General features: G+C 72.5%; 25 protein-coding genes. 13 read left to right on the plus strand and 12 right to left on the minus strand.

The genetic code is table 11. The features are described 5' to 3' along the window. The first annotated feature begins 82 nt into the window (after positions 1 to 82). The 6 genes from GA0115240_RS06515 (at position 83) to GA0115240_RS06540 (ending at position 7,300) form a co-directional block, all read left to right on the plus strand. On the plus strand, positions 83 to 1,111 hold the full coding sequence (locus tag GA0115240_RS06515) for a BMP family lipoprotein (RefSeq protein ID WP_093735698.1): 1,029 nt from the start codon (positions 83 to 85) through the stop codon (positions 1,109 to 1,111). Between the two features lie 190 nt (positions 1,112 to 1,301). Then, on the plus strand, positions 1,302 to 3,095 hold the full coding sequence (locus GA0115240_RS06520; protein WP_176724996.1) for an ABC transporter ATP-binding protein: 1,794 nt from the start codon (positions 1,302 to 1,304) through the stop codon (positions 3,093 to 3,095). Next, complete coding sequence (locus GA0115240_RS06525; protein ID WP_093735700.1) at positions 3,092 to 4,222, plus strand: ABC transporter permease; 1,131 nt, start codon at positions 3,092 to 3,094, stop codon at positions 4,220 to 4,222. Before GA0115240_RS06520 ends, GA0115240_RS06525 begins: the two co-directional genes overlap by 4 nt. Beyond that, on the plus strand, positions 4,219 to 5,505 hold the full coding sequence (locus GA0115240_RS06530; protein WP_093735701.1) for an ABC transporter permease: 1,287 nt from the start codon (positions 4,219 to 4,221) through the stop codon (positions 5,503 to 5,505). Before GA0115240_RS06525 ends, GA0115240_RS06530 begins: the two co-directional genes overlap by 4 nt. After that, positions 5,502 to 5,918, plus strand: coding sequence for a cytidine deaminase (locus GA0115240_RS06535; RefSeq protein WP_093735702.1), 417 nt, complete (start codon positions 5,502 to 5,504; stop codon positions 5,916 to 5,918). Before GA0115240_RS06530 ends, GA0115240_RS06535 begins: the two co-directional genes overlap by 4 nt. Positions 5,919 to 6,019: 101 nt before the next feature. Next, complete coding sequence (locus GA0115240_RS06540) at positions 6,020 to 7,300, plus strand: thymidine phosphorylase (RefSeq protein WP_093735703.1); 1,281 nt, start codon at positions 6,020 to 6,022, stop codon at positions 7,298 to 7,300. A 160-nt stretch (positions 7,301 to 7,460) separates the two neighbouring features. Here the strand turns inward: GA0115240_RS06540 and GA0115240_RS06545 are convergent, their stop codons facing one another. Next, entirely contained in the window at positions 7,461 to 8,264 is an 804-nt protein-coding gene (locus GA0115240_RS06545; protein ID WP_093735704.1) for a dienelactone hydrolase family protein, read from the minus strand. Between the two features lie 101 nt (positions 8,265 to 8,365). Between GA0115240_RS06545 and GA0115240_RS06550 the strand changes: the two genes are divergently transcribed. Both GA0115240_RS06550 and GA0115240_RS06555 read left to right on the plus strand, forming a co-directional pair. Continuing rightward, positions 8,366 to 9,532, plus strand: a complete 1,167-nt coding sequence (locus GA0115240_RS06550; RefSeq protein WP_093735705.1) for an adenosine deaminase — start codon at positions 8,366 to 8,368, stop codon at positions 9,530 to 9,532. A gap of 92 nt (positions 9,533 to 9,624) precedes the next feature. Next, the gene (locus tag GA0115240_RS06555; RefSeq protein WP_093735706.1) at positions 9,625 to 9,951 is read left to right on the plus strand and encodes a hypothetical protein; all 327 of its coding nucleotides are present in this window, start codon (positions 9,625 to 9,627) and stop codon (positions 9,949 to 9,951) included. Positions 9,952 to 10,289: 338 nt separating this feature from the next. Here GA0115240_RS06555 and GA0115240_RS06560 read toward each other — a convergent pair whose 3' ends face one another. The 4 genes from GA0115240_RS06560 to GA0115240_RS06575 form a co-directional block, all read right to left on the minus strand. After that, positions 10,290 to 10,778, minus strand: a complete 489-nt coding sequence (locus GA0115240_RS06560; protein WP_093735707.1) for a VanZ family protein — start codon at positions 10,776 to 10,778, stop codon at positions 10,290 to 10,292. 128 nt (positions 10,779 to 10,906) lie between these two features. Then, entirely contained in the window at positions 10,907 to 11,461 is a 555-nt protein-coding gene (locus GA0115240_RS06565; RefSeq protein ID WP_256069582.1) for a hypothetical protein, read from the minus strand. Positions 11,462 to 11,622: 161 nt separating this feature from the next. Beyond that, positions 11,623 to 13,137, minus strand: coding sequence for a sensor histidine kinase (locus GA0115240_RS06570; protein ID WP_256069583.1), 1,515 nt, complete (start codon positions 13,135 to 13,137; stop codon positions 11,623 to 11,625). Then, positions 13,134 to 13,811: a response regulator transcription factor gene (locus GA0115240_RS06575; protein WP_176724995.1), complete on the minus strand. Its 678-nt coding sequence runs from the start codon at positions 13,809 to 13,811 to the stop codon at positions 13,134 to 13,136. The genes GA0115240_RS06570 and GA0115240_RS06575 overlap by 4 nt, the downstream gene beginning before the upstream one ends. Before the next feature lie 250 nt (positions 13,812 to 14,061). Between GA0115240_RS06575 and GA0115240_RS06580 the strand changes: the two genes are divergently transcribed. Further along, positions 14,062 to 14,859: a SigE family RNA polymerase sigma factor gene (locus GA0115240_RS06580; RefSeq protein WP_093735709.1), complete on the plus strand. Its 798-nt coding sequence runs from the start codon at positions 14,062 to 14,064 to the stop codon at positions 14,857 to 14,859. Between the two features lie 159 nt (positions 14,860 to 15,018). Here GA0115240_RS06580 and GA0115240_RS06585 read toward each other — a convergent pair whose 3' ends face one another. Then, entirely contained in the window at positions 15,019 to 15,663 is a 645-nt protein-coding gene (locus GA0115240_RS06585; protein WP_093735710.1) for a hypothetical protein, read from the minus strand. Between the two features lie 86 nt (positions 15,664 to 15,749). On the opposite strand from GA0115240_RS06585, the gene GA0115240_RS06590 reads away from it, so the two are divergent. Then, the gene (locus GA0115240_RS06590; protein WP_093735711.1) at positions 15,750 to 16,145 is read left to right on the plus strand and encodes a hypothetical protein; all 396 of its coding nucleotides are present in this window, start codon (positions 15,750 to 15,752) and stop codon (positions 16,143 to 16,145) included. Between the two features lie 40 nt (positions 16,146 to 16,185). Here GA0115240_RS06590 and GA0115240_RS06595 read toward each other — a convergent pair whose 3' ends face one another. The 3 genes from GA0115240_RS06595 to deoC are packed head-to-tail and all read right to left on the minus strand — an operon-like array spanning position 16,186 to position 19,539. Beyond that, on the minus strand, positions 16,186 to 17,118 hold the full coding sequence (locus GA0115240_RS06595) for an aldehyde dehydrogenase family protein (RefSeq protein WP_093735712.1): 933 nt from the start codon (positions 17,116 to 17,118) through the stop codon (positions 16,186 to 16,188). Then, positions 17,111 to 18,541 (minus strand): aldehyde dehydrogenase family protein, encoded by a 1,431-nt coding sequence (locus GA0115240_RS06600; RefSeq protein WP_093735713.1) that lies wholly within the window; start codon positions 18,539 to 18,541, stop codon positions 17,111 to 17,113. Before GA0115240_RS06600 ends, GA0115240_RS06595 begins: the two co-directional genes overlap by 8 nt. Positions 18,542 to 18,543: 2 nt before the next feature. Further along, a complete protein-coding gene (gene deoC / locus GA0115240_RS06605; protein ID WP_093735723.1) occupies positions 18,544 to 19,539 on the minus strand; it encodes a deoxyribose-phosphate aldolase in 996 nt (331 codons plus the stop codon). Positions 19,540 to 19,817: 278 nt separating this feature from the next. Between deoC and GA0115240_RS06610 the strand changes: the two genes are divergently transcribed. Further along, positions 19,818 to 20,519 (plus strand): PH domain-containing protein, encoded by a 702-nt coding sequence (locus tag GA0115240_RS06610; RefSeq protein ID WP_093735714.1) that lies wholly within the window; start codon positions 19,818 to 19,820, stop codon positions 20,517 to 20,519. A gap of 351 nt (positions 20,520 to 20,870) precedes the next feature. On the opposite strand, the gene GA0115240_RS06615 is transcribed toward GA0115240_RS06610, so the two are convergent. From GA0115240_RS06615 to GA0115240_RS06625, 3 genes are all read right to left on the minus strand, one after another. Next, a complete protein-coding gene (locus GA0115240_RS06615) occupies positions 20,871 to 22,646 on the minus strand; it encodes a phospho-sugar mutase (RefSeq protein WP_370673288.1) in 1,776 nt (591 codons plus the stop codon). Between the two features lie 15 nt (positions 22,647 to 22,661). Then, positions 22,662 to 23,477, minus strand: coding sequence for a purine-nucleoside phosphorylase (locus GA0115240_RS06620; RefSeq protein WP_093735715.1), 816 nt, complete (start codon positions 23,475 to 23,477; stop codon positions 22,662 to 22,664). Between the two features lie 410 nt (positions 23,478 to 23,887). Then, positions 23,888 to 24,325 (minus strand): gamma-glutamylcyclotransferase, encoded by a 438-nt coding sequence (locus GA0115240_RS06625; RefSeq protein ID WP_093735716.1) that lies wholly within the window; start codon positions 24,323 to 24,325, stop codon positions 23,888 to 23,890. 133 nt (positions 24,326 to 24,458) lie between these two features. Between GA0115240_RS06625 and GA0115240_RS06630 the strand changes: the two genes are divergently transcribed. Further along, a complete protein-coding gene (locus GA0115240_RS06630) occupies positions 24,459 to 25,907 on the plus strand; it encodes an NAD(P)H-quinone dehydrogenase (protein WP_093735717.1) in 1,449 nt (482 codons plus the stop codon). Positions 25,908 to 26,109: 202 nt separating this feature from the next. Further along, on the plus strand, positions 26,110 to 26,849 hold a 740-nt coding region (locus GA0115240_RS06635; RefSeq protein ID WP_237554655.1), incomplete at its 3' end, for a DeoR/GlpR family DNA-binding transcription regulator.

Here is a 26,849-nt window from a genome sequence, read left to right on the forward strand (position 1 = left end):
CGGTCTTTACCTGACATCTACGCGCGTTAAGCTCCGGCTTAGCCAGCGCCGGACGGGGCGCTTCCAACTGAAGGGGACCCTCTTGCGCCGGGTATCCAAGATCGCTGCCGCGGGTGTGGTTTCCGCGGCGCTCGCGCTGACCGCGACCGCGTGTGGCAGCAGTTCCACCTCGGACAGTGGCAAGGACAAGGGCGTCGGCATGGCCTACGACGTCGGCGGTCGTGGCGACCACTCCTTCAACGACTCCGCCGCCCGCGGTATGGACAAGGCTAACGCGGAATTCAAGCTCGGCACCAAGGAGCTGACCGCCAGTAATGGCGAGACCGAGTCGGACCGCGAGCAGCGGCTGGACTCGCTGGCCGCGGCCGGCTACAACCCCGTGGTCGCGGTGGGCTTCACCTACGGCGACGCGGTGACCGCGATATCCAAGAAGTACCCCAAGACCACCTTCGGCCTGGTCGACTCCGTGGTGAACTCGCCCAACGTCGACAGCATGGTGTTCTCCACCGAGCAGAGCTCCTACCTCGCCGGTGTCGCCGCGGCCCTGAAGACCAAGACCGGCAAGGTCGGCTTCATCGGCGGCGTGCACAACACCCTGATCGGCACCTTCGACGCCGGCTTCGCGCAGGGCGTCAAGGACACCAAGCCGTCGGTGACGGTGACCCGCCAGTACCTGTACGAGACCGACACCAAGGGCTTCGCCGACCCGACGTCGGCGCAGGGCAAGGCCCAGGGCATGCTCGACAGCGGCGTGGACGTCATCTACACCGCGGCCGGCCTGTCCGGTGACGGCTCCATCCAGGCGGTGGCCGCCAAGTCCGGTGCGTGGGCGATCGGTGTCGACTCCGACCAGTACCAGGACCCGGCGCTGGCCAAGTACAAGAACAGCATCCTCACCTCGGCCATCAAGAACGTCGACGTGGCGGTGTACGACCTCATCAAGTCGGTCCACGACGGCAAGCCGAAGACCGGCACCAACTCGTACAACCTCGCCAACAACGGTGTGTCGCTCGCGACGTCCGGCGGCTTCATCGGCGACATCCAGTCGCAGTTGGACACCGCCAAGCAGAAGATCGTCTCGGGTGCGATCAAGGTCAGCAGCACTCCGTGACCGCGAACCGATGACAGGTGCTTGACGACGAGGCTCGGCGGGGGTTGCTGAAGCGCCCCCGCCGGGCCTCGCTCACTGTCCGGCTCCTGTGCACGGGCCCGCGAACGGCCCTGCGGACGGTCCCGGCCGCCCCTGCCGGGTGACCGTCTGTGAATGCCCGGGGCTACGCGCGTAGTTTCATGTTCACGCGATACGTTCACCCCCCACCGCCAACACCGCCCCGGCTTTCCCCCGAGGAGAGTGCGTCATCAACGCGTCCACGAGTCCACCCACGCCGCCCGCGTCCGCGCCCCCGCCCGCGCCCGCCGCCGTCGAACTGCGCGGGATCACCAAGCGCTTCCCCGGCGTCGTCGCCAATCACGACATCGACATCACCGTGCGGGCCGGCACCGTGCACGCCCTGGTGGGCGAGAACGGCGCCGGCAAGTCCACCTTGATGAAGATCCTCTACGGCATGCAGAAGCCGGACGAGGGCACCATCGCCATCGACGGACAGCAGGTGGCCTTCGGCGACCCGGGCGACGCCATAGCCCGCGGGATCGGCATGGTGCACCAGCACTTCATGCTGGCCGACAACCTCACCGTGCTGGAGAACGTCGTCCTGGGCAGCGAGAAGCTGCACGGCATCGGCGGCCGGGCCCGGCAGCGGATCCGGGAGATCTCCGACGCGTACGGGCTCGGCGTCAAGCCGGACGCGCTGGTCGAGGACCTCGGCGTGGCCGACCGGCAGCGGGTGGAGATCCTCAAGGTGCTCTACCGGGGCGCCCGCATCCTCATCCTGGACGAGCCCACCGCGGTCCTGGTCCCGCAGGAGGTCGACGCGCTGTTCGACAACCTGCGCGGGCTGAAGTCCGAGGGCCTGACCGTCATCTTCATCTCGCACAAGCTGGGCGAGGTGCTGTCGGTGGCCGACGCGATCACCGTCGTCCGCCGCGGTACGACGGTCGGTGACGTGGACCCGGCGAACACCAGCACCAAGCAGCTCGCCGAGCTGATGGTGGGCAGCGAACTGCCGTCGCCGGAGACCCGCGACTCCACCGTCACCACCGAGCCGATGCTGACCGTCGACGGGCTGCGGCTGGCCGCGGTCGACCCGGACGGCATCGAGCGGATCGTGCTGGACGGCATCGGCTTCACCATCCACAAGGGCGAAGTACTGGGTATCGCGGGCGTGGAGGGCAACGGCCAGGCCGAACTGGTCGAGGCCATCATGGGGATGCGCATCCCGGACGGCGGCTCGCTGGTCCTGGACGGCAACGACATCTCGGTGGCGCCGACCCGCAAGCGGCGCGAGGACGGCATCGGCTACATCCCCGAGGACCGGCACCGGCACGGCCTGCTGCTGGAGGCGCCGCTGTGGGAGAACCGCATCCTCGGCCATGTCACCGAGCGCCCCAACAGCAGCGGCTTCCTGATCGAGCCCGGCGCGGCCCGCCGGGACACCGAGCGGATCGTGCGTGAATACGACGTGCGCACGCCCGGCATCGAGGTCACCGCGGCGTCGCTGTCCGGCGGCAACCAGCAGAAGCTGATCGTCGGCCGGGAGATGAGCCATCTGCCGAAGCTGCTGATCGCCGCGCACCCCACCCGGGGCGTGGACGTCGGCGCGCAGGCCCAGATCTGGGAGCAGATCAGCCAGGCGCGGCGCGAGGGACTGGCCGTGCTGCTGATCTCGGCGGACCTGGACGAGCTGATCGGGCTGTCCGACACGCTGCGGGTGATGTACCGGGGCCGGCTGGTCGCCGACGCCGACCCGGCGACCATCACCCCGGAGGAGCTGGGTTCCGCGATGACCGGCGCCGCGTCCGGCCACCTGGCCCGCGAGGAGGCCGCCGGCCGCGTTCCCGCGCCCCGCGCGGCCGATGAGCTTGATGAGCCTCGTGAGACCGATGGGCCTGACGAGGCCGAAGAGACCGGGGCGACCGAGCGGACCGCCGAGGGCGCCGGGACCGCCGAGGCCCGAGACGGGGGAGAGGACCGATGAAGAAGTTCGACAAGGACCGGCTGATCCTCGGGATCGCCGCGCCCGTGCTGGCCGTGGTCGGCGCGCTGATCGTCACCGCGCTGGTGCTGCTGGCCACCGGCAAGGAGCCGTTCCACGCGTTCAACGTGATGGTGAGTTACGGCAGCAAGTCCGACAGCCAGGTCTACATCCTCAACAAGGCCACCACGTACTACCTGGCCGGCCTGGCGGTCGCCGTCGGCTTCCGGATGAACCTGTTCAACATCGGTGTGGACGGCCAGTACCGGCTCGCGGCCTTCTTCGCCGCCGCGGTCGGCGGCGCGCTGTCCATCCCGGGCATCGTCGAGATCCCGGTCATCATCCTCACCGCGATGGTGGTGGGCGCGGTCTGGGCCGCGATCGCCGGCGTCCTGAAGGTCACCCGGGGCGTCAGCGAGGTCATCTCCACCATCATGCTCAACTCGATCGCGGGCATCGTGATCGGCTACTTCCTGCAGGACGGGCGGCTCGGCGTTCTCGACAAGAACGCCAACATGGTGTCCACCAAGCCGCTGCCGTCCTCCAGCCACCTGTTCAACTTCTCCACCGCCACCGGCCCGGTGGTCGGCTTCATCGTCTTCGCGGTGCTGGCCGGCGTCCTGTACTGGTTCGGGCTGTCCCGCACCCGCTTCGGCTTCGACCTGCGGGCGGTGGGCCGCTCCGAGTCGGCCGCGCAGGCCAGCGGCGTCAACGTCAAGCGGATGGTCATCACCAGCATGCTGATCTCCGGCGCCATGGCCGGCCTGGTCGGCATGCCCACCCTGCTCAACCAGTCCTACGACTACGGCACCGACTTCCCGACCGGCATCGGCTTCACCGGCATCGCGGTCGCCCTGCTCGGGCGCAACAACCCGATCGGCATCGGCATCGGCGCCCTGCTCTGGGCGTTCCTCGAACGCGCCTCCAACGGGCTGGAGTTCGAGGGATACGACAAGGAGATCGTCGGTGTCATCCAGGGCGTCATCGTGCTCGCGGTGGTCATCGCCTACGAACTCGTACGCCGCTACGGGCTGACCCGGCAGCAGCGCCAGGTCGGCGCGGAGCTCGCCGCGGCCGGCCGTCCCGCCGGCGACTCCGGCTCCGACGACAAGCTGGAGGTGCCGGCGTGACTGCCACCACAACCCAGACACCGCCGCCCGTCGCGCCCCGCGTGGGCGGTGGCCGCAGCGGACGCTTCAAGCTCACCCTGCCGGTGATCCTGCTGATCGTCGCCGCCGCGCTGATCCTGGTCTCGGCGGTGCGGGCCATCACCGGCGCCGAGGACGTGACCTCGGCCGGGCAGGTGGCCGGCGCGCTGTCCGGCGCGGTGCCGATCGGTCTGGCCGGACTGGCCGGCCTGTGGTCGGAGCGGGCCGGCGTGGTCAACATCGGCCTCGAAGGCATGATGATCCTGGGCACCTTCTTCGGCGCCTGGGCGGGCTGGCAGACCAACCCGTGGCTCGGCGTGCTGGCCGGCGTGGTCGGCGGCGCGCTCGGCGGCCTGGTGCACGCGATCGTCACCGTCACCTTCGGCGTCGACCACATCATCGCCGGTGTCGCCATGAACATCCTGGCCGCCGGAGTCACCGCCTACCTGGCCAAGCGCCTGTTCAACGTCGGCGAGGCGGCCCAGAAGGGCGGCACGCCCAAGCAGTCGCCACCGATCGCGGACATCAAGCACTTCACCGTGCCCGGGCTCTCGCACTGGCTGAGCACGCTGGAGAAACACCACTGGTTCCTGCTCTCCGACCTGGCCGGGATCCTCGGCGGGCTGGTCACCAACGTCTCCTCGCTGACGCTGATCGCGCTGGTGCTGTTCGTGGCCACCTTCTTCGTGCTGTGGCGCACGCCGTTCGGGCTGCGGCTGCGGTCCTGCGGCGAGAACCCGGTCGCGGCCGAGTCGCTGGGCGTGAACGTGTACACGTACAAGTACGTGGCGGTGATCATCTCCGGCGCGCTGGCCGGCCTGGGCGGTGTGTTCCTGGCCATCGGCACCCACTTCTACCTGGAGGGGCAGACCGGCGGGCGCGGCTACATCGGTCTGGCCGCGATGATCTTCGGCAACTGGCGGCCGGGCGGCCTGGCCATGGGCGCCGGGCTGTTCGGCTACGCGGACAGCCTCCAGCTGCGCAACGGCGGCCCCTCGGTGCACGCGCTGCTGCTCCTGCTGGCGCTGCTGCTGCTGGCCATGGCGGTGTGGAAGTTCTACCGCCGGGCGCGGCTCGGCGCGGCGATAGCGCTGGGCTTCGCGGTGCTGCTGGCACTGTGGTACATGCTGACCGACTCCGTGCCGGACGAGGTCGTGCAGGCCACGCCGTACGTCGCCACGCTGCTCGTGATGGGCCTGTCGGCGCAGCGGCTGCGGATGCCGAAGGCGGACGGGCTGCCGTACCGGAAGGGACAGGGCGGATGACGACTTCTCCACCGTCGGTGGAGTCCCGGATCGACTGGGACGCGCTGCGGGCCGCCGCCCGGGAAGCGATGGGGCGGGCCTACGCGCCCTACTCCGGCTTCCCGGTCGGCGCGGCCGCGCTCACCGCGGACGGCCGCACCGTCGTCGGCTGCAATGTCGAGAACGCGGCGTACGGAGTGGCGCTGTGCGCCGAGTGCGGCCTGGTCTCGGCGCTGCACGCCTCCGGGGGCGGCCGGCTGGTCGCCTTCACCTGCTCGGACCTGCGGGGCGACGTGCTGATGCCCTGCGGGCGGTGCCGGCAGCTGCTGTGGGAGCACGGCGGGCCGGAACTGCTGGTCGACACGGTCCGGGGGGTGCGGACGATGCGGGACGTGCTGCCGGACGCCTTCGGGCCGGAAGACCTGGACCGCTGACCGCTCTTCACCTCTTCACCGCTCCCACCGCGGGCCGTCCCGCGGTGGGTCGTCACGCATGTCGTACCGCAGATCGTTCTAGACGCTGGGAAGTTGTTGCCGTGGACGTCATTTCCGTCATCCGTACCAAGCGCGACCGCGGTCGGCTCAGCGACGAGCAGATCGACTGGGTGATCGACGCGTACACCCGCGGCCTGGTCGCCGACGAGCAGATGTCCGCGCTCGCCATGGCCATCCTGCTCAACGGGATGGACCGGGGCGAGATCGCCCGCTGGACCGCGGCGATGATCGACTCCGGGGAGCGGATGGACTTCTCGGCGCTGGCCCGCCCCACCGCGGACAAGCACTCCACCGGCGGCGTCGGCGACAAGATCACCTTGCCGCTGGCGCCGCTGGTCGCCGCCTGCGGGGCGGCGGTGCCGCAGCTGTCCGGGCGCGGCCTCGGCCACACCGGCGGCACGCTGGACAAGCTGGAGTCCATCCCCGGCTGGCGGGCCTCGCTGTCCAACGAGGAGATGCTGGCCGTCCTCGGCGACGTGGGCGCGGTCATCTGCGCCGCCGGGGACGGGCTCGCGCCCGCCGACAAGAAGCTGTACGCGCTGCGCGATGTCACCGGCACGGTCGAGGCGATCCCGCTGATCGCCTCCTCCATCATGTCCAAGAAGATCGCCGAGGGCACCGGCTCACTGGTGCTGGACGTGAAGGTCGGCTCCGGTGCCTTCATGAAGTCCCTTGCGGACGCCCGGGAGTTGGCGTCCACCATGGTGGGCCTCGGGACGGACCACGGGGTCCGGACCGTGGCCCTGCTCACCGACATGTCGGTGCCCCTGGGGCTCACCGCGGGCAACGCGCTCGAAGTCCGCGAATCCGTCGAGGTGTTGGCCGGCGGCGGGCCCGGCGACGTTGTCGAACTCACGCTGGCGCTGGCCCGCGAGATGCTGGACGCGGCCGGTCTGCCGGACGCCGACCCCGCCAAGGCGCTGGCCGACGGCTCGGCGATGGACGTCTGGCGCCGGATGATCCGCGCCCAGGGCGGCGACCCCGAGGCGCGGTTGCCGGTGGCCCGGGAGCAGCACGTGGTGACGGCGTCCGCCTCCGGGGTGCTGACCGGTCTGGACGCCTACGCGGTCGGTGTCGCCGCATGGCGCCTCGGCGCCGGGCGGGCCCGCAAGGAGGACACCGTGCAGGCGGGCGCGGGCGTGGAGTTGCACGCCAAGCCGGGCGACCGGGTGGTGGCCGGCCAGCCGCTGCTGACGCTGCACACCGACACCCCGGACAAGTTCGACTACGCGCGGGAGGCGTTGACGGACGCGGTCGCCATCTCGGCCCAGGACGGCGCCGGTTCGGGCCGCCCGTCGATCCTGCTGGACCGCATCGCCTGAGGTGCCGCCCGGGCTGCCCCGGGCCGCCGCGGCGAACTGGGCCCGGCGGCGGGGCGGTTGCCGTGACGGTGCTCGTCGGCATGTTCGGCCGCCGCACCCCGCCGGCCCTGGTCACCCGGCTCGCGGTACCGCCCCGGCCGCCCCGGCCGCCGGGCGGGGTTCACGAACCCAGGGACTGCCCGAAGCCCGCGGCCAGGGGCATCCGCAGGCCCAGGGGCGGGGGAGCGGCCAACGCGTCCGCGATGGGGCGGGCGTAGGGACGCTCCAGCAGCGAGCCCAGTACGAAGTCCGCGGTGAGGGCGAAGACTTCGGCGCGGTGCTGGTGCAGGGCGTGGCCGGCCGAGTGGACCTCGAAGCGGCAGACCTCGCGATTGACCTTCTTGGCCCGCTCGGCGAGCCGGAAGGAGAGTTCGGGATCGGTGGACTCGTCGTTGGTGCCGTGCGCGAGCAGCACCCGGCGGCCGATGAGCTGTTTGACCGGCTCGGGTTCGGGCTCCGGCTCGTCAGGCAGCCAGGGGGCCAGGGCCACGACCGAGGTCACCGCCGGATGCCCCGCCGCGTGCAGGGCCGCCCGCGCGCCCATGTCGAAGCCGACCAGGCACACCGGCACGTCCCCGTATCGGCGCACCGCCTCGCCGACCGCCCACTCGGCGTCCTCCGCCGGGTGCGCGTGGCCGCCGTTCCAGCCGCGGAAGCGGTAGTGCACCAGATGGGCGGCGATCCCCTCGGCGGCGCCGGCCCGCACCAGGTGGCGGGCCAGCGGCCACATGAGCGCCGCAGCCACGGGGGAGCGGCGCCGGGTGCTGAGCGCGTCGCCGCCGGGCAGCGCGAGCACGACGGCGCGCACCGTCGCACCCGGGTCCTGTTCGCGCCGCCCCGCCGCCGCCGGCGACCGCGGCACGCGCCCGGGCGCGACGGCGCGCCCCAGTCGCGCGCCACGTGCCGGTAATGCTTGCGAAGCCATGGCGCAACGATCGCAGACGAGGGGGTGTGCGCTGTATGGCCAGGCGGAAAAATAGTTGCTTTCTGACGGAGATCTACGCGCGTAGGGGCTAGAGTTTCCCCATGCCGACCCCCAAACCGGGCCTCCCGACCCGGGAACAGATCCGCCACGCCCCCAAGGCGCTGCTGCACGACCACCTCGACGGCGGCCTGCGTCCGGCCACGATCGTCGACATCGCGCTGGCCACCGGCTACGACGCGCTGCCCGAGACCGACCCGGACAAGCTGGGCACCTGGTTCCGCGAGGCGGCCGACTCCGGCTCCCTGGAGCGCTATCTGGAGACGTTCGCGCACACCTGCGCCGTCATGCAGACCCGGGACGCGCTGGTCCGGGTCGCCGCCGAGTGCGCGCAGGACCTGGCGGCGGACGGCGTGGTCTACGCCGAGGTCCGCTACGCGCCGGAGCAGCACCTGGAGGGCGGCCTGACCCTCCCGGAGGTCGTCGAAGCGGTCAACGAGGGCTTCCGGGAAGGCGAGCGCCTGGCCCGCGCGGACGGGCACCGCATCCGGGTCGGCGCGCTGCTCACCGCGATGCGGCACGCCGCCCGCTCCCTGGAGATCGCCGAACTCGCCAACAGCTACCGGGACTCGGGCGTCGTCGGCTTCGACATCGCGGGCGCCGAGGCCGGTTACCCGCCCACCCGCCACCTGGACGCCTTCGAGTACCTCAAGCGGGAGAACAACCACTTCACCATCCACGCCGGCGAGGCGTTCGGCCTGCCGTCGATCTGGCAGGCACTCCAGTGGTGCGGGGCCGACCGGCTCGGGCACGGCGTGCGCATCATCGACGACATCGAGCAGGACTCCGGCGGCCGCGTCACCCTCGGCCGGCTGGCCTCCTACGTCCGCGACAAGCGGGTGCCGCTGGAGATGTGCCCGACCTCCAACCTCCAGACCGGCGCGGCCAGCTCCTACGCCGAGCACCCGATCGGGCTGCTGCGCCGCCTGCACTTCCGGGTCACCGTCAACACCGACAACCGGCTGATGTCCGGCACCAGCATGAGTGCCGAGTTCGAGCACCTGGTCGACGCGTTCGGCTACACGCTCGATGACATGCAGTGGTTCACCGTCAACGCGCTGAAATCGGCGTTCATCCCTTTTGACGAACGTCTGGCCATGATCAACGAGGTCGTCAAGCCGGGGTACGCGGAGCTGAAGGCCGAGTGGCTCTTCGCGCCGGGCGCCACCGTAGCGCCGCTGGCCTGCGGTTCCGTGACCGAAGCGGGCTGATCGGGGCGGCGTCGGCCCATGCTTCGGGCGGCGGCGGGGGCCGCGCGGCGCCGGTTGCGAGCGCCGCGACCGGCTGACTACGTTCCGTGGTTATGCAGACCCGAACCAAGAAGACCCTGACCACCGCCGCGCTCGGCCTGGTCGCCGCGGCCGCCGCAGCGGGCACCGCCTCCGCCGCCGACCTGACGAGCGGCAGCCCCCTCAGCTCGCTGCCGCTCGGCCAGGCCGGCAATCTGCTCCCCGGCACCGCGTCCTCCGCCGCTGGCACCCAGCAGGCCCTCGCGGGCGGCTCCTCCGTCCTGGCCGGCAAATCCGCGAGCCTGCTCCCGTCCGGCAACCACCTCTCCGGCAACCAGATCGGCCCGGCCGGCCAACTCCTCGGCGGTCTCCCCGTGGGCAGCAGCGTCCTCAGCGGCTGACCCCGCCCCCCACCATCTCCCCGCGCCCGCCCCCGACGCGTCCCGCAGGGCCGCGGGGAACTGCGCGCCAAGCCACCCACCGGCGGGCACACGGCTAATGGTCGAAGGGACGACGGTGCGACCCCGCAGGGGCGCGGGGAACTGCGCGCCAAGCCACCCACCGGCCGGCAGACGGCTAATGGTCGAAGGGACGACGGTGCGACCCCGCAGGGGGGCGCGGGGAACTGCGCGATCAGCCACCCACCGGCCGGCGGACGGCCCACCGCCGAAGCAACCATGGCGCGGCCCCGCCGCAGAGCCCCGGGCCGTGCCCGGCTACAGCCCCGGGCCGTGCCCGGCTACGGCGCGAGCCCCGCCGTCGCCCGCTGCCGGGGCGGCAGCCCCGTCAAGGCGTCCTCGCGGCGCCGCAACCGGCGCCGGACCGGCGGCACCACCAGCAAGTGGGCCAGCGCCGCCCCGAGCGTATTGAGCAGCAGCGCGTCCACGTCGAAGAGCTGTCCCGGCACCAGGGTCTGGGTGAACTCCAGCGAGAGCGACACCATCAGCGCCGCGAAGACCGTACGGGCGAAGGAGGCGAATCCGGAGGCGCGAATCCGGCCGCCCGCCATCGGCAGCAGCACCCCGAGCGGCGCCAGCAGCGCGAGCCCCGCGCCGATGCGCCGGGCCGCCTCGGCGGCCCCCATGCCCAGGTCCGCCCGGATCGTGCCCAGCGGGCGCAGATTGGGCGCCGGCACCCAGGCGACGTAGTGCGGCCGGAGCAGCATCCAGCCGATGAACGCCAGATATGCGGCGGTCAGCAGCAGCCCGGCCGCGCGCACCCTGATCATGGAGCCATCGTGCCGCACGCTGTCAAGGACGCCACACCCCACCCCACGGTTCCCGCCCGAACGGAATCCACCCTTCCGCCGGGGGTCGGCTCAGCCGCCCGGCGCAATGGTTCCGCCCGCCGGGCGGTTCAGCGCACCACCGAGCCCGCGGTGTCCGCCGCTTCCGGCCGGGTGCGCAGGTCGTCGGTGCAGGTGTAGCGGCGCAGGGCGCCCGAGCCCGCCGAGCCCAGCACCACCGAGTGGTCGGGGGCGGTCGTCTTGTCGGCGGTGAGCGTGCAGACGATCTGCGCCAGCGCGAAGGAGGGCAGTTCGTCCACCGGCTCGTTGAGCCGCAACGCGCCCTTGGGGGATCCGGGCGGCGGCGGCAGCAGGTACAGACTGCCCGGCACCTCGGTGGAGAAGCCCGCCTTGGTCTCCTCGGCCGCCGGACCGATCTGCAGCTGCGCGATCAGTTCCTGCGCGAAGGTGTCCCGGCCGGCCCGCCCGTCGGGCAGTGCCACCGCGCGGGTGACCGCGGCGATCTGCGTACTGCACACCAGGTAGACCTGTTGCAGAACGGTCCCGGCCGAGGGCGCGGACGGCGCCTTGGGCGGGGCGCAGGCCACCCGGGAGGGCGCCGGCCCGGCGTCCACCGGCACGGAGGTGCTCCGGATCCCGCAGCCGCTCAGCAGCGCCGTGCCCACCAGCAGCAGCGCGACCGCCCACCGGCGCCCCGCGCGGCTCCGACCGAGCCCCGCGCCCGGGTTTCCGAGCGCCCGGCCCCTGTTTCGGCGGCCCGTGACCGTATACGGCCGCCCGGCGCCCGCTCGCCCCGTGCCACCCCCGGGTGGGCGCACCGCGGCCTTCATATCGCCTCCCCGGCCGGGCCGGCCGCCGGGTCGTCGTCGTCCGCGCCGTCGCCCTCGCTCGGCCGCACCGGCAGCCGCAGGGTGAAGACGGCGCCGCCCTCGGGAGCGTTGGCGGCGCTGATGTCACCGCCGTGGATGTGCGCGTTCTCCAGCGCGATCGACAGTCCCAGGCCGCTGCCCTCGGAGCGGGCCCGGGAGGCGTCGGCCTTGAAGAAGCGGTCGAAGACGTGGGGCAGGACGTCGTCGGGGATGCCCGGGCCGTGGTCGGAGACCGCGATGACGATCTGCCCGCCTTGCCGCTGCAGCGTGACGCGGACCGGGGAACCGCCGTGCTTGAGCGCGTTGCCGATCAGATTCGCCATGATCACATCGAGGCGGCGCGGGTCCAGGGTGGCCAGTACGCCCCGGGGCGCGTCCAGCTCCACCGAGTCCACCCAGGCCCGCGCGTCCATGCACGCGTAGATCATGTCGGCCACGTCGACCTCGTCCACCCGCAGCTTCGCGGTCCCCGCGTCGAAGCGGGTCACCTCCATCAGCGTCTCCACCAGTTCGTTCAGCCGTCGGGTCTCGCTGACCACCAGCCGTACGGCGGGCGCGATCATCGGATCGAGCGCGTCGGCCTCGTCCTCCAGCACGTCGGTGACCGCGGTGATCGCGGTCAGCGGGGTCCGCAGCTCGTGCGACATGTCGGCCACGAAGCGGCGACTGGCGGACTCGCGGGCGCTCAACTCCTCCACCCGGGACTCCAGCGCCTCGGCCGCGTTGTTGAAGGTCCGCGACATCTCGGCCAGCTCGTCGGTGCCGGACACCTTCAGCCGGGTGTCCAGATGCCCTTCGCCGAGCCGCTGCGCCGCCTCGCCCAGCCGCCGTACCGGCCGCAGCACCGCGGAGCCGGCCGCCTGCGCCAGCAGTGCCGCGCCGATCAGTGCCAGCAGTGTGGCGATCCCCAGCGACCAGGCCAGCGAGTTGAGGTCCTTGCGTTCCGCGTCGAGCGACTTGAGCATGTAGCCGGTCGCCCCGGCGCCGTTGATCCGCGCGCCCGCCACCAGGTAGGGGTGGCTCTGCAGCGAGATCCGCTCCCAGTGCAGGTGGTAGTCACCGTCCGTGTGCACGGTGTTGACCGCCCGCTGCAGCGACTTCGGCACGTCGTCGAGGGTGAACACGTCCCGGTCCGACGGCACCGCGCACTGGCCCTTGTCCGGCGTGGTGTCGATCAGCACCACCTGATACGTGTCCGGGCCGCCGATCCGGTTGGCCGCCGTGGCCAGCGACGCGCAGGTCGGCTGCACCGGCAGCGAGGCCGCGTTGCGCTGCAGCGAGTCGCTGAAGTCGGTGAGCGTGCTGTTCTGGGCCCGGGTCAGCACCGCGTCGCGGTTGAGCCAGTAGGCGATGCCCGACACCGCGACCGCGGCGGTCAGCGCCACCAGCGCGAACACCGCCACCAGCCGCAGCCGCAGGCTGGTCGTCCAGCGGAACAGCCCGGCCAGCCGGCGCAGACGATCAGCGGTCACTGAGGCGTGTCCAACCGGTATCCGACCCCGCGCACGGTCCGGATCAGGGTCGGCGACGACGGCACATCCTCGATCTTGGCGCGCAGCCGCTGCACGCAGGCGTCCACCAGCCGGGAGTCGCCCAGGTAGTCGTGCTCCCAGACCAGCCGCAGCAGCTGCTGCCGGGACAGCGCCTGGCCGGGTCGCCGGCTCAGCTCCAGCAGCAGCTTCAGCTCGGTGGGCGTCAGCTGCAGGTCTTCGCCGTCCTTCGTCACGGTCATCGCGTTGCGGTCGATGACGATCGCCCCGAACGCCGAGGAGTCGGTGCTGTCCCGCTCGCCGCGCCGCAGCACCGCGCGGATCCGGGCGTCGAGCACCCGCGGCTGCACCGGCTTGATGACGTAGTCGTCGGCGCCCGACTCCAGGCCGACCACCACGTCGATGTCGTCGCTGCGCGCGGTCAGCAGGATGATCGGCAGCTGGTCGGTGCGGCGGATGCGCCGGCACACCTCGAAGCCGTCGATGCCGGGCAGCATCACATCGAGCACGATCAGGTCGGGGCGCTGCTCCTTGAGCAGGAGCAGGCCGTCCTCGCCGGTCGCCGCCGACACCACACGGTGACCCTGACGCGACAGGCCGAGTTCAAGTCCGGTGCGGATGGCGTCGTCATCCTCGATCAGCAACAGGAAAGGCACGCTCGCCATTGTTGCCTACCCCTGGAGGCGGATGAACCCTGCGCCCGTCGCGGGTCCGTCCCGGGAGCTCACGGGCGTCCCGAGCCGGGACGCCGGTCCGCACCGGGCTGCTCTGTGACGTGTCTGTGACACTCGGCGGACAGTGCGATGAAACTGGCCCGGCAGTCTTGTGCCCATCGAAGCGCCGCCCACCGCACAACGGTTGCGACGCCGAGGAAGACGCTGAAGGTTCCATGACGGGGGCGGGAAAATGAGCACACTGCACAGCACCACCGATTCCGCGGTCCACCCCGTGCCTTCCTGCCCCCCCGGCAGGACCGCCGAGATGTCCGGTGCCGCGAGCGGACGGGGGTACGTTCGCGGCACCGGACGCACCACGACCCCGCACCTGGTGCCGCGCCAGCGGATGGCCTACATCACACCGGTGGCCACGCCGGCCGACGACACCGCGGACCGCGCGCTGCCGGCCGACGGCACCGACCTGACCGGGCGCGACCGCGAGCAGGCCGAAGCCAAGCGCGCCGAGGCCGAGGCGGCCTTCACCGCCTACGTCCAGGAGCGCCGGGCCTCTCTCTACGCGACCGCCTACCACCTGACCGGTGACCGGTTCGCGGCCGAGGACCTGCTGCAGAGCGCGCTGTTCTCCACCTACCGGGCATGGGACCGGATCAGCGACAAGGCGGCGGTCGGCGGCTACCTGCGCCGGACCATGACGAATCTGCACATCAGCGCCTGGCGTCGGCGCAAGCTCAGCGAGTACCCGACCGAGGAGCTGCCCGAGACGGTGGGGGACACCGACGAGATGGGCGGCACCGAACTGCGCGCGGTGCTCTGGCAGGCGCTGGCCCGGCTGCCCGAACAGCAGCGGACGATGCTGGTGCTGCGCTACTACGAGGGCCGTACCGACCCGGAGATCGCCGAGATACTCGGGATCAGCGTCGGCACCGTGAAGAGCAGCATCTGGCGCTCGCTGCGCCGGATGCGCGAGGACCAGGCGCTGAGCTTCGGCCGCGACGAGGAAGCGGCGTTCGGCGAGCTGGTCGCGTAACAGAGACTTTCCGGCCGGGGGTGCGAGTGGGGGAAGGGGGGAGCGGGGCCGGACGGCGAGGGGGAAACCGTCCGGCCCCGCTTTTGTGGCTTTTGTGCCCGCGGCCCCGTCGGCGCAGCCCGTTCACCACCGGCGTTCAGCGCCCGGGCGTTGAGGCCTTCAGGCGTCCACGGGCACCGGATCCGCGGCCGCCGCGCGGGCCGGCCGCGTCGTCGCCAGCGCGGCGATACGGTCCCGGGCCTCGCCCTGACCGCACGGGCGGCAGCCGAGCGCCACCTGCCGGGCCACGATGCCGCGTTCGGCCCGCAGCAGGTGCCAGCCGCGCCGGATCAGGAACGGCACCGACTTGCGGCCCTCGCGCAGATCACGCACGAAGCGGCGCCAGGCGGTGGTGGTGGGCCGGCCGCGCAGGCACAGCGCGTCGGCGAGCAGACCCAGCTCCCGGCAGCGGCCGGCGATCTCGGCGGCGAAGATGCCCTCGGCGACGAACAGCGGCGCCCCGCCCAGATCGAGGCGGGCGCGGCCGGTCGCGGCGCTGGCCGCGATGTCGTAGACCGGGGTGTCGGCGGCGCCCTGGGCGCACAGCTCGGCGAGTGCCGCGACGGCTGCCTCGGCGTTCCACGACGCGGGTGCGTCCCAGTCCACCGCGCCGGAGCCGGGCAGGGTCGGCAGCGTCGGATCGCCCGCGTCCTTGTAGAAGTCGTCGAGGACGAGCACGGGCAGACCGCAGCGCGCGGCGAGCGACGACTTACCGGAGCCGGACGGACCGGCCAGCAGGACCACGTGGGCAAAGGATGAACTCACGGAAAACCATTCTCCCGCACGACCCGCCCCCGGCACGACCCGCGGGTGCAACTACCCCACGTGATCATTACGTTACTCTGTGCTGCATGCCTTCGCTCCGTACACGCACCGCACTCGTCCTGACCGCCACCGCGGCGGTGGCCGCCCTCCCGGCCGTCGCCGCCGTCGCCGCGTCGTCCGGCCCGCTGCCCGCTGCCGCCGACGCGCTGCCGACCTCCACGGTGACCGACGCGCTGCCCGCCCAGGCGCTCCCCACCCAGTACGTCACCGGCGCCCTCGGCTACGGCATCGCCGCGGTCCGCGACCTGCGCATCGATCCCCTGTCGAACACCGGCGTCGACCCGCTGACCAACGGAGTCGGCTCCCAGATCGCGGACTTCCGCCCGGTCTCCACCACCGCGGCCACCGCCCCGATCACCAACGGCGGCTCCCTGGGCACGCTCCCGCTGGTGGGACCGCTGACGGGGCTGCTGCCGCACTGACCGGGGGCCGGTCGCCCCCGGCGGTCCGCTGTCCCCGGCGCTACACCCCGATCGGGTGCCACACCGTCTTCGTCTCCAGCCACGCCGTCAGCCGGCCCGTGCCGGGATCGGCGGTCCAGTCCTCGGCGGGGGACGGGCGGCGGACGCGTTTGAGGTTGTCCGCGGCGGCCCGCTCCAGCTCCACGGCCAGCTCGCCGGCCGCCCCCGTGAGGTCGAGGGCGTTGACGTCCTGGTGGGCGGCCAGCGGGGCGGCGAGCTCGGCGGTACGGCCGGACAGGATGTTGACCACGCCGGCCGGGACGTCGGAGGTGGCCAGTACCTCACCGAGGGACAGGGCGGGCAGCGGCGCGCGCTCGGCGGCCACCAGGACGGCGGTGTTGCCGGTGGCGATCACCGGGGCCAGCACCGAGATCAGCCCGAGGAACGACGAGTCCTGCGGGGCCAGGACGGCGACGACGCCGGTCGGCTCGGGCGTGGACAAGTTGAAGTAGGGGCCGGCCACCGGATTGGCGCCGCCCGCCACTTGGGCGATCTTGTCGGTCCAGCCCGCGTACCAGACCCAGCGGTCCACCGCCGCGTCCACCAGGGCCGACGCCTTGCCCTTGGACAGCCCCTCCGCGCCGGCGACCTCGCGGGCGAACTGCTCGCGGCGCCCCTCCAGCATCTCCGCGACCCGGTAGAGGACCTGGCCGCGGTTGTAGGCGGTGGCGCCCGACCAGCCCGGCACCGCCTTGCGGGCGGCCACCACCGCGTCCCGTGCGTCCTTGCGCGACGACAGCGGGGCGTTGGCCAGCCAGTCACCGCTCTTGGAGTCCGTCACCTCGTACACCCGGCCGCTCTCGGAGCGGGGGAACTTTCCCCCGACGTACAGCTTGTAGGTCTTGAACACGCTCAGCCGCGTGACGTCCTGCTTGGCGCCGTCGTGCTTGGCGCTGTCGTGCTTGGCGCTGTCGTGCTTGGCGTTGTCAGACATCGAGGTACCCCTCCAGGCCGTGCCGGCCGCCCTCCCGGCCGTAACCGGACTCCTTGTAACCGCCGAACGGCGAGGTCGGGTCGAACTTGTTGAACGTGTTGGCCCACACCACCCCGGCCCGCAGCTTGTTCGCCATCGACAAGATGCGCGAGCCCTTCTCCGTCCAGATGCCGGCCGACAGGCCGTACGGGGTGTTGTTGGCCTTCTCCACCGCCTCGGCCGGGGTGCGGAAGGTCAGCACCGACAGCACCGGGCCGAAGATCTCCTCGCGGGCGATCCGGTGCGCCTGGGTGACACCGGTGAACAGGGTGGGCGGGAACCAGTAGCCGGCCGACGGCAGTTCGCACGGCGGCGCCCAGCGCTCGGCGCCCTCCTCCTCGCCGGCCTGGGCCAGCGCGGTGATCCGGGCCAGTTGCTCGGCGGAGTTGATGGCGCCGATGTCGGTGTTCTTGTCCAGCGGGTCACCGACCCGGAGCGTGGCCATCCGGCGCTTGAGCGCGTCCAGCACCTCGTCGCGCACCGACTCCTGGACCAGCAGCCGGGAGCCCGCGCAGCAGACATGGCCCTGGTTGAAGAAGATGCCGTTGACGATGCCCTCGACGGCCTGGTCGATCGGGGCGTCGTCGAAGACGATGTTCGCCGCCTTGCCGCCCAGCTCCAGGGTGACCTTCTTGCCGGTGCCGGCGACCTGCCGGGCGATGGCCCGGCCGACCTCGGTCGAACCGGTGAACGCCACCTTGTCCACGTCCGGGTGCGCGACCAGCGCGGCGCCCGCGTCCCCGTACCCGGTCAGGATGTTGACGACGCCGCGGGGCAGGCCGGCCTGGCGGCACACATCGGCGAAGAACAGCGCCGACAGCGGCGTCGTCTCGGCCGGCTTCAGCACCACTGTGTTGCCCGCGGCCAGCGCGGGCGCGATCTTCCAGGAGAGCATCAGCAGCGGGAAGTTCCACGGGATGACCTGGCCGGCCACACCCAGCGGGCGCGGATCGGGGCCGTAGCCCGCGTAGGGCAGCTTGTCGGCCCAGCCCGCGTAGTAGAAGAAGTGCGCGGCCACCAGCGGCAGATCGACGTCGCGGGTCTCGCGGATCGGCTTGCCGTTGTCCAGTGACTCCAGCACGGCCAGCTCGCGGGCCCGCTCCTGCAGGATGCGGGCGATCCGGAACAGGTACTTGCCGCGTTCGGCGCCGGGCAGCGCGGACCAGGTGGCGAACGCCTTGCGGGCGGCAGCCACCGCCCGGTCCACGTCCGCCTCCCCGGCCCGGGCGACCTCGGCGAGCACTTCCTCACTGGCCGGCGAGACGGTCTTGAAAACGGTGCCGTCGGCGGCCTCGGTGAACTCGCCGTCGATGAACAGCCCGTAGGAGGGCGCGAGATCGAGGATCGCGCGGGACTCGGGCGCGGGTGCGTACTCGAAAGCCATGATCAATCCACCGTGACGTAATCGGGACCGGAGTACCGGCCGGTGCTGAGCTTCTGACGCTGCATCAGCAGATCGTTGAGCAGGCTGGAGGCGCCGAAGCGGAACCAGCCGGGGGAGAGCCAGTCGTCGCCGGCTGTCTCGTTGACCGTCACCAGGTACTTGATCGCGTCCTTCGCGGTGCGGATGCCGCCGGCCGGCTTGACCCCGACCTGCACCCCGGTCGCGTCCTGGAAGTCGCGCACCGCCTCCAGCATCAGCAAGGTGTTGGCCAAAGTGGCGTTCACGGCCACCTTGCCGGTGGAGGTCTTGATGAAGTCGGCGCCGGCCAGCATCGCCAGCCAGGAGCAGCGGCGGATGTTGTCGTACGTGGACAGCTCGCCGTTCTCGAAGATCACCTTGAGGTGGGCGCGGCTGCCGTCGGCCCGCAGGCACCCCTCCTTGATCGCCCGGATCTCCTCGAAGACGTCGAGGTAGCGGCCGGACAGGAAGGCGCCACGGTCGATCACCATGTCGATCTCGTCGGCCCCGGCGGCGACCGCGTCCGCGGTGTCGGCCAGCTTCACCCGGCGCGCGGCCCGCCCGGACGGGAAGGCGGTGGCCACCGAGGCCACCTGGACCCCGCTGCCGGCCAGCGCCTCCTTGGCCGTGGCCACCATGTCCGGGTAGACGCAGATCGCGGCGACCTGGGGCGTACCGCGGTCAGTCGGGTCGGGGCGCATGCCCTTGGCGCACAGGCCGCGCACCTTGCCGGCGGTATCCGCGCCCTCCAGCGTGGTCAGGTCGATCATGGAGATGGCCAGGTCGATGGCGTAGGCCTTCGCCGTGGTCTTGATCGACCGGGTACCGAGGCCGGCCGCCCGGGCTTCGAGCCCGACGGCGTCGACCCCGGGCAGCCCGTGCAGGAAGCGGCGCAGCGCGCTGTCGGACGCCGTGGCGTCCGCGAAGCCGGCCAGCCTGCCCGGGGCATCGGGAGCGTATGCGGGAACAACGGAGGGCATGGTCACCACATCACCATATCTACGCGCGTAGGAGTGCCGCCACCCCCGGGGTGCGGTCGGAGCCGGCGGGAGCCGGGGGCGGTGATCGCGGTCCCGGCGGTGGTCGCCGGGGCTGTGACGGACTCGTCCCGGACCTGCCCGGACCCGCTCGGGAGCGCGTCCGGCACCGGAAGATACCTGGTCGGGTGGGGTGCGCGGGCGCCGGGGGCGGAAAACGGAATGGGACCGCAACCAGGCGGGGGCGGGCACTGTCGTAGGTGTCAGGCAGAATCGAAGGCATGAGGAGCATCCAGCAGACACTCTCGGGCAAGCGGTCCGGCGCCGAGTCCGGCCGGCCGCAGTACGCCGACCGCGCCTACCGGTCGGCGGCGGGCTTCGCCGGCGGTGTGCTGCTGCTCGTGCTGGCCGGATGGCTGGGCGGGGACGCGGTCATCAGCGGCAGCGGCCACGCGCCGTGGCTGGCGCTGGCGGCGCTGCTGCTCGCCGTGCCGCTGATCGTGGCCTTCACGATCCGCCCGGTGGTCTTCGCCGGCGCCGAGCGGATCCGGATCCGCAACCCGTTCCGCACCGTCACACTGCCGTGGTCCGCGGTGGACCAGGTGCGCTCCTCGTACTCCACCGAGTTGTTCTCCGGCGACCGGAAATTCCAGCTGTGGGCGATCCCGGTGTCCATGCGGGCCCGCAAGCGGGCGGTCCGGCAGACCTCGCGGGCCGAGCGGGCGGCGGCCAACGAGCCGTTCGGCGGCGGCAGCCTGCGGCGCGGCCGGGGCTCCCGGGGTGCGGCCGGCGGCGCCGACGGCGAGCCGATACGCGCGTGGTCGGACCAGGCGGTGGCGGAATTGCGCGATCTCGCCGAGCGGCACAGCGGCGAGGAGGGCGCAGCCCGTACCGAGCCGGTCATCCGCTGGTGCTACGAGATCATCGCCCCGGCGGTGGCCGGCGCGGTGGTCCTGGTCGTCCTGCTGGCGATCGGCGGCTGAGCCCTGGCATGCGGCCGGGCGGGATGCTTTCCGCGCGGTTCCTCCTGCGGGTCCTCCACCCCGGCCACTGCGGGGCCGCACCGCCCGGGTCCGGGCCCCGCGCCCCTGCCGAAGTGCGGCTCCACCGGCCCGGGCGGCCTCCGAGCCCCAACGGGACCCGGCGCGCCTGCGGTGTCGTCGATCACGGGCAGCGCCGCCGACAACGGGAGCCTTCCGACGCGACAGCACTTCACCAGGGGCGCGGGGAACCGCGCGAACAACCCCCACCGGCCCGCAGCCCGGAGACCAGCGCAGCGACCCCCCGGCCGGCACCGCCCGCCGCCGGCACCGGCGGCGGCACCGGCGGCGGGGTCAGATGCCCGCCGCCTCGGCGATGTCCGCCTTGAGCTCGGTCAGTACCTTGGCCGCGGTCTCGCGGGCCGCGGGCAGCGCCGCCGCGTCGGCCACCGGCAGTACGACTTCGAGATAGCACTTGAGTTTCGGCTCGGTGCCGCTCGGCCGGACCACGACGCGGGCCGCGTCGACCCCGCGGACGTCGTCGCCGGACAGCCGGTAGCGCAGCCCGTCGGTCGCGGGGAGGGCCGGGGAGCCGGCCGCCAGGTCCTCGGCGGCGGTGACCGCCAGGCCCGCCAGGGCGGACGGCGGGCGCTCGCGCAGGCGGGCCATGGCGGTGGTGATCAGCGAGAGGTCGGCCACCCGGGCGGAAAGCTGGTCGGTGGCGTGCAGGCCGTGCGTGAGGGCGAGTTCGTCCAGCAGGTCCGCCAGGGTCCGGGACTGCGTTTTCAGCCCGGCCGCGAGCTCGGCGACCAGCAGGGCCGCGGTGATGCCGTCCTTGTCGCGGACACCGGCCGGGTCGACGCAGTAGCCGAGCGCCTCCTCGTAGCCGTAGCGCAGGCCCGGCACCCGGGCGATCCACTTGAAGCCGGTCAGCGTGTCCTGGTAGGCGAGTCCGGCCCGTGCGGCGATCTTCGCCAGCAGCGACGAGGAGACGATGCTCGCCGCGAAGACGTCCTGCCCCGGGCCTCCCGTGTCGCCGCCCGCACCCGCACCCGTGGCCCCGCCCGCTCCCCCGGCCGCGCCGCTGCGGACGAGGTGGGCGGCCAGCAGCGCACCCAGCTCGTCACCGCGCAGCATGCGCCAGCCGGAGGCTGCGGCCGGATCCGGTACGGCGACGGCGCAGCGGTCCGCGTCCGGGTCGTTGGCGATCACGATGTCCGGTCCGGCGCCAGGTCCACCCCGCCCGGCCGTCGCGAAGGCGAGATCCATCGCCCCCGGCTCCTCCGGGTTGGGGAAGGCGACGGTGGGGAAGTCGGGGTCGGGCGCGGCCTGTTCGGGCACGACGACGGGCGCGGGAAAACCGGCCCGGGCGAAGGCCGCCTCCAGCGTCTCCAGGCCCACGCCGTGCATCGGGGTGTACACCACGGACAACTCCCGCGCGCCGCCCGGCTGCACGACCCCGGCCGCCCGGGTCAGATACGCCTCCAGTACGTCCTCGCCCAGCAGTTCCCAGCCCTCGTCGGCCAACGGCACCCGCGCCAGCGGGCCGACCGCCGCGATCTCGGCCGAGATCTCCGCGTCGGCGGGCGGCACGATCTGCGACCCGTCGCCCAGATAGACCTTGTAGCCGTTGTCCTGCGGCGGGTTGTGGCTCGCGGTCACCATCACGCCGGCCGCGGCGCCCAGGTGCCGGATGGCGTACGCGAGTACGGGGGTCGGCAGCGGACGCGGCAGCAGCGCGGCCCGCAGCCCGGCGCCCACCATGACGGCCGCGGTGTCCCGCGCGAAGTCGTACGACTTGTGGCGCGCGTCGTAGCCGATGACCACCAACCCGCCCCGGCGCGCGCGCAGATACCCGGCCAGGCCGGCCGCGGCCCGGATCACCACGACGCGGTTCATCCGCATCGGCCCGCCGCCCAGCTCGCCGCGCAGCCCCGCGGTTCCGAACTCCAGCGTGCCGCCGAAGCGTTCGGCGAGGTCCGTCAGTGCTTCCGGGGCGCCGGCCTCCGCCGCCCGCAGCAGCGTGTCCAGTTGCCCGCGGGTGTCCGGGTCCGGGTCCTCGGCGATCCACGCCCGCACCTGGGCGAGTAGGTCGGCCATGTGTTCCTCCAGCTCTCCGTGATCGAACATGCCCGGGCGGGTGCCCTACAGCCGGCCCAGTACCTGGGCCAGCAGCGAGCCCATCCGGGTCGCCGACTCGCGGCCCGCCTCCAGGACTTCCTCGTGGTTGAGCGGCTCGCCCGTCATCCCCGCGGCCAGATTGGTGACCAGGGAGATGCCCAGCACCTCGGCGCCGGCCTCGCGGGCGGCGATCGCTTCCAGCGCGGTGGACATGCCCACCAGATCCCCGCCTATCGCCCGGACCATGCCGATCTCGGCCGGGGTCTCGTAGTGCGGGCCGGGCAGCTGGACGTAGACGCCCTCTTCCAGGGTCGGGTCCACCTCACGGCACAAGGTGCGCAGCCGCGGCGAGTACAGGTCGGTGAGGTCCACGAAGTTCGCGCCGACGATCGGGGAGGTCGCCGTCATGTTGATGTGGTCGCTGATCAGGACGGGCTGGCCCGGGCGGAAGCCGGGGCGCAGGCCGCCGCAGCCGTTGGTCAGCACGACGGTCTTGCAGCCCGCGGCGATCGCGGTCCGCACCCCGTGCACGACGGTGGCGACGCCGCGGCCCTCGTACAGGTGGGTGCGCCCCAGGAAGACGAGGGCGCGGATCGCGCCGATCCGCACCGAGCGCACGGTGCCGGCGTGGCCGGCCACCGCGGGCGCCGGGAACCCCGGCAGTTCGGTCACCGCGAACTCGTGGTCGGCGGTCCCGAGACCGTCGGCGGCGGGCACCCAGCCCGAGCCCATCACCAGGACCACGTCGTGCGTTTCGGCGCCGGTCAGCCGGCGCAGGGCCGCGGCGGCTGCGTCGGCGGCGGTATAGGGGTCGGAGTTCACGGAAGCGTTCACGCGCATGAGGGTAACCTGTCACGGCCTACGCGCGTAGACGGCCATCCGTCTCCCCGTGTTTCGCCGGACCACGGCCCTTCCGAGCACGAGCGCAGTCCCCTGCGGGGGGCTTCGGGGTGCTGCGGGGCGGGTGCCTGTGTGCGGGTTGGTGGTGGACTGGTCGCGCAGTTCCCCGCGCCCCTGCGGGGGTGCGTCGTGCTTGTTCGGGTGGCGTGGCCGTCTGCGGGTCGTGGTGGGCTGGTCGCGCAGTTCCCCGCGCCCCTGCGGGGGCGCGTCGTGCTTGGTCGGGTGGCGTTGCCGTCTGTCACCCGGTGGTGGGCTGGTCGCGCAGTTCCCCGCGCCCCTGCGGGGTCTGCGGGTCGTGGTGGGCTGGTCGCGCGGTTCCGCGCGCCCCTGCGGGGGCGGGAGGGTCGCGGCTAGCAGGGGCGCTTGCGGAGCTCCATCACGTAGTCGTACGGCGCACCCGCCGACTCCGCCGCGTCCGCCAGCTCGCCCAGGTACCGCGCCGACGGCAGCCCGCCCTCGTAATCGTTCAGCACGTAGATCCAGGCCGCCGCCTCGCCCTCCAGCGTGTGGACGCGGACCGTCGTGCGCCGGTAGATGGCCAGGGGGACGCCCTCCCACCGGTCCATCGACTCCTCGTCGATCGGTGCGACGTCGTACAGGCCGACGAACACCTGGCTGGCCGGCGCCTCGACCAGGGTGGCCAGCGCGCCCTCCCAGCCCATCTGCTCACCGCCGAAGGTCAGCCGCCAGCCGTCGAGCCACCCGGTGCCGCGCAGCGGGGAGTGCGGGGCGCGGCGCGTCATCAGCCGCGCGTCGAGGTTGCTTCCGTAGGCGGCGTAGAGCGACATGGAAATGAGGGTACGGGAGCGGGCTGCGCCCGGCGTAAGGAGCGGGTCCGCGGCCCCGGACGCGTCGGGAGCGCGACCGGCCGCCCGGGGCCGACCCGCCCCCTGGCGGGACATGCTTGGCGCGTGCGGGACAATGGGGTACGTGACTCGGATCGTGATCATTGGTGGCGGACCCGGCGGCTACGAGGCGGCGCTCGTCGCGGCGCAGCTCGGCGCCGAGGTGACCGTCGTGGACCGCGACGGCCTGGGCGGCGCGTCGGTGCTGACCGACTGCGTGCCGTCCAAGACGCTGATCGCCACCGCTGAGGTGATGACCACCTTCGACTCCTCCTACGAGGAGCTGGGCATCATCGTGGCGGACGACACCCCGCCGCTGGAGCGGTCGGCCCGGGTGGTGGGCGTGGACCTCGGCAAGGTGAACCGCCGGGTCAAGCGCCTGGCGCTGGCCCAGTCGCACGACATCGCCGCCTCCGTGACCCGGGCCGGCGCCACGGTTCTGCGCGGCCACGGGCGGCTGACCGGCCCGCAGACCGCCGAGGGCACGCGCACCGTCCGGGTGGAGGGCCCCGACGGCGTCGTCCAGGAGCTGACCGCCGACGCGGTCCTGGTCGCCACCGGCGCCCGCCCGCGCGAGCTGGAGGACGCCCTGCCCGACGGCGAGCGCATCCTCACCTGGACACAGGTCTACGACCTCGACGAGCTGCCCGAGGAACTGATCGTGGTCGGCTCCGGAGTCACCGGCGCCGAGTTCGCCGGGGCCTACCAGGCGCTCGGCTCCACCGTGACCTTGGTCTCATCGCGCGACCGGGTGCTGCCCGGCGAGGACCCGGACGCCGCGGCCGTACTGGAGGACGTCTTCCGCCGCCGCGGCATGAATGTGATGGCCCGCTCCCGCGCCCAGTCCGTCAAGCGCGTCGGTGACCGGGTGGAAGTCGCGCTCGCCGACGGCCGGGTGATCACCGGCACGCACTGCCTGATGGCGGTGGGCGCGATCCCCAACAGCTCGGGCATGGGCCTGGAGGAGAGCGGCGTCAAGCTCACCGGCTCCGGGCACATCTGGACCGACAAGGTGTCCCGCACCAGCGCCCCCGGCGTCTACGCGGCCGGTGACGTCACCGGCGTCTTCGCCCTCGCCTCGGTCGCGGCCATGCAGGGCCGGATCGCGATGTACCACTTCCTCGGCGACGCGGTGGGCCCGCTCAACCTCAAGACCGTCTCGTCCAACGTCTTCACCGACCCGGAGATCGCCACCGTCGGCTACACGCAGGCCGACGTGGACAGCAAGCGGATCGAGGCGAATGTCGTCAAGCTGCCGCTGCTGCGCAATCCGCGGGCCAAGATGCAGGGCATCAGGGACGGCTTCGTCAAGCTCTTCTGCCGTCCCGGCACGGGGATCGTGGTCGGCGGTGTCGTGGTGGCGCCCAAGGCGAGCGAGCTGATCCACCCGATCTCGATAGCGGTCGACAACAGCCTGACGGTGGAGCAGATCGCCAACGCCTTCACGGTGTACCCGTCGCTGTCCGGGTCGATCGCCGAGGTGGCCCGGCAGCTGTACAACCGCAAGACGGCCGACGGAAGCTGAGCGCGGAAACCGCGTACCGCCCTTTCCCTTTCAAACGCTTTCAAACACTTTCGGGGTGCGAACGCACGGTCGGTGCATAGCACTTCCTGGTCTGTTTGACGCACGACTTCCGTCATCCGGCGCAAAACGCTGAAACCAGACGGTCGTTGGGGTTACTGTCGGTTTCGTGTTCGCTGCAGAACGTCGCCAATTGATCCTGGAAATGGTGCGGGCCAACGGAGCGGTATCGCTCCGCGAGCTCGCCCGGGTCGTCCAGACCTCCGAAGTGACCGTGCGCCGTGACGTACGCGCGTTGGAGGCCGAAGGGCTGCTCGACCGCCGGCATGGCGGTGCCGTGCTGCCGGGTGGCTTCACCCGGGAGTCCGGCTTCCCGCAGAAATCCCATCTGGCGACCGCCGAGAAGACGGCCATCGCCGATCTCGCCGCGGGGCTGGTCGCCGAGGGTGATGCCATCGTGGTCGGCGCCGGCACCACCACGCAGGAGCTGGCCAGACGGCTGGCCCGGGTGCCCGGCCTGACGGTGGTGACCAACTCGCTGCTGGTGGCCCAGGCGCTCGCGCACGCCAACCGGGTCGAGGTGGTGATGACCGGCGGCACCCTGCGCGGCTCCAACTACGGCCTGGTGGGCAGTGGCGCCGAGCAGTCCCTGCAGGGGCTGCGGGTCTCCCGCGCCTTCCTGTCCGGGGCCGGGCTGACCGCCGAGCGCGGGCTTTCCACCTCCAACATGCTCGCCGCGAGCGTCGACCGGGCCCTGGTGCAGGCCGCCGCCGAGGTCGTGGTGCTCGCCGACCACACCAAACTCGGCGCCGACACCATGTTCCAGACCGTGCCGACCGAGGTGATCACCCATCTGGTGAGCGACGAGCCGCCCGCCGAGGACGAGCGGGCCGGCACCGAACTGCAGGCGCTGGCCGACCGGGGGGTGCAGATCGTCGTCGCTCC

The organism is Streptomyces sp. DvalAA-14 (assembly GCF_900091855.1).
GTDB lineage: Bacteria > Actinomycetota > Actinomycetes > Streptomycetales > Streptomycetaceae > Actinacidiphila.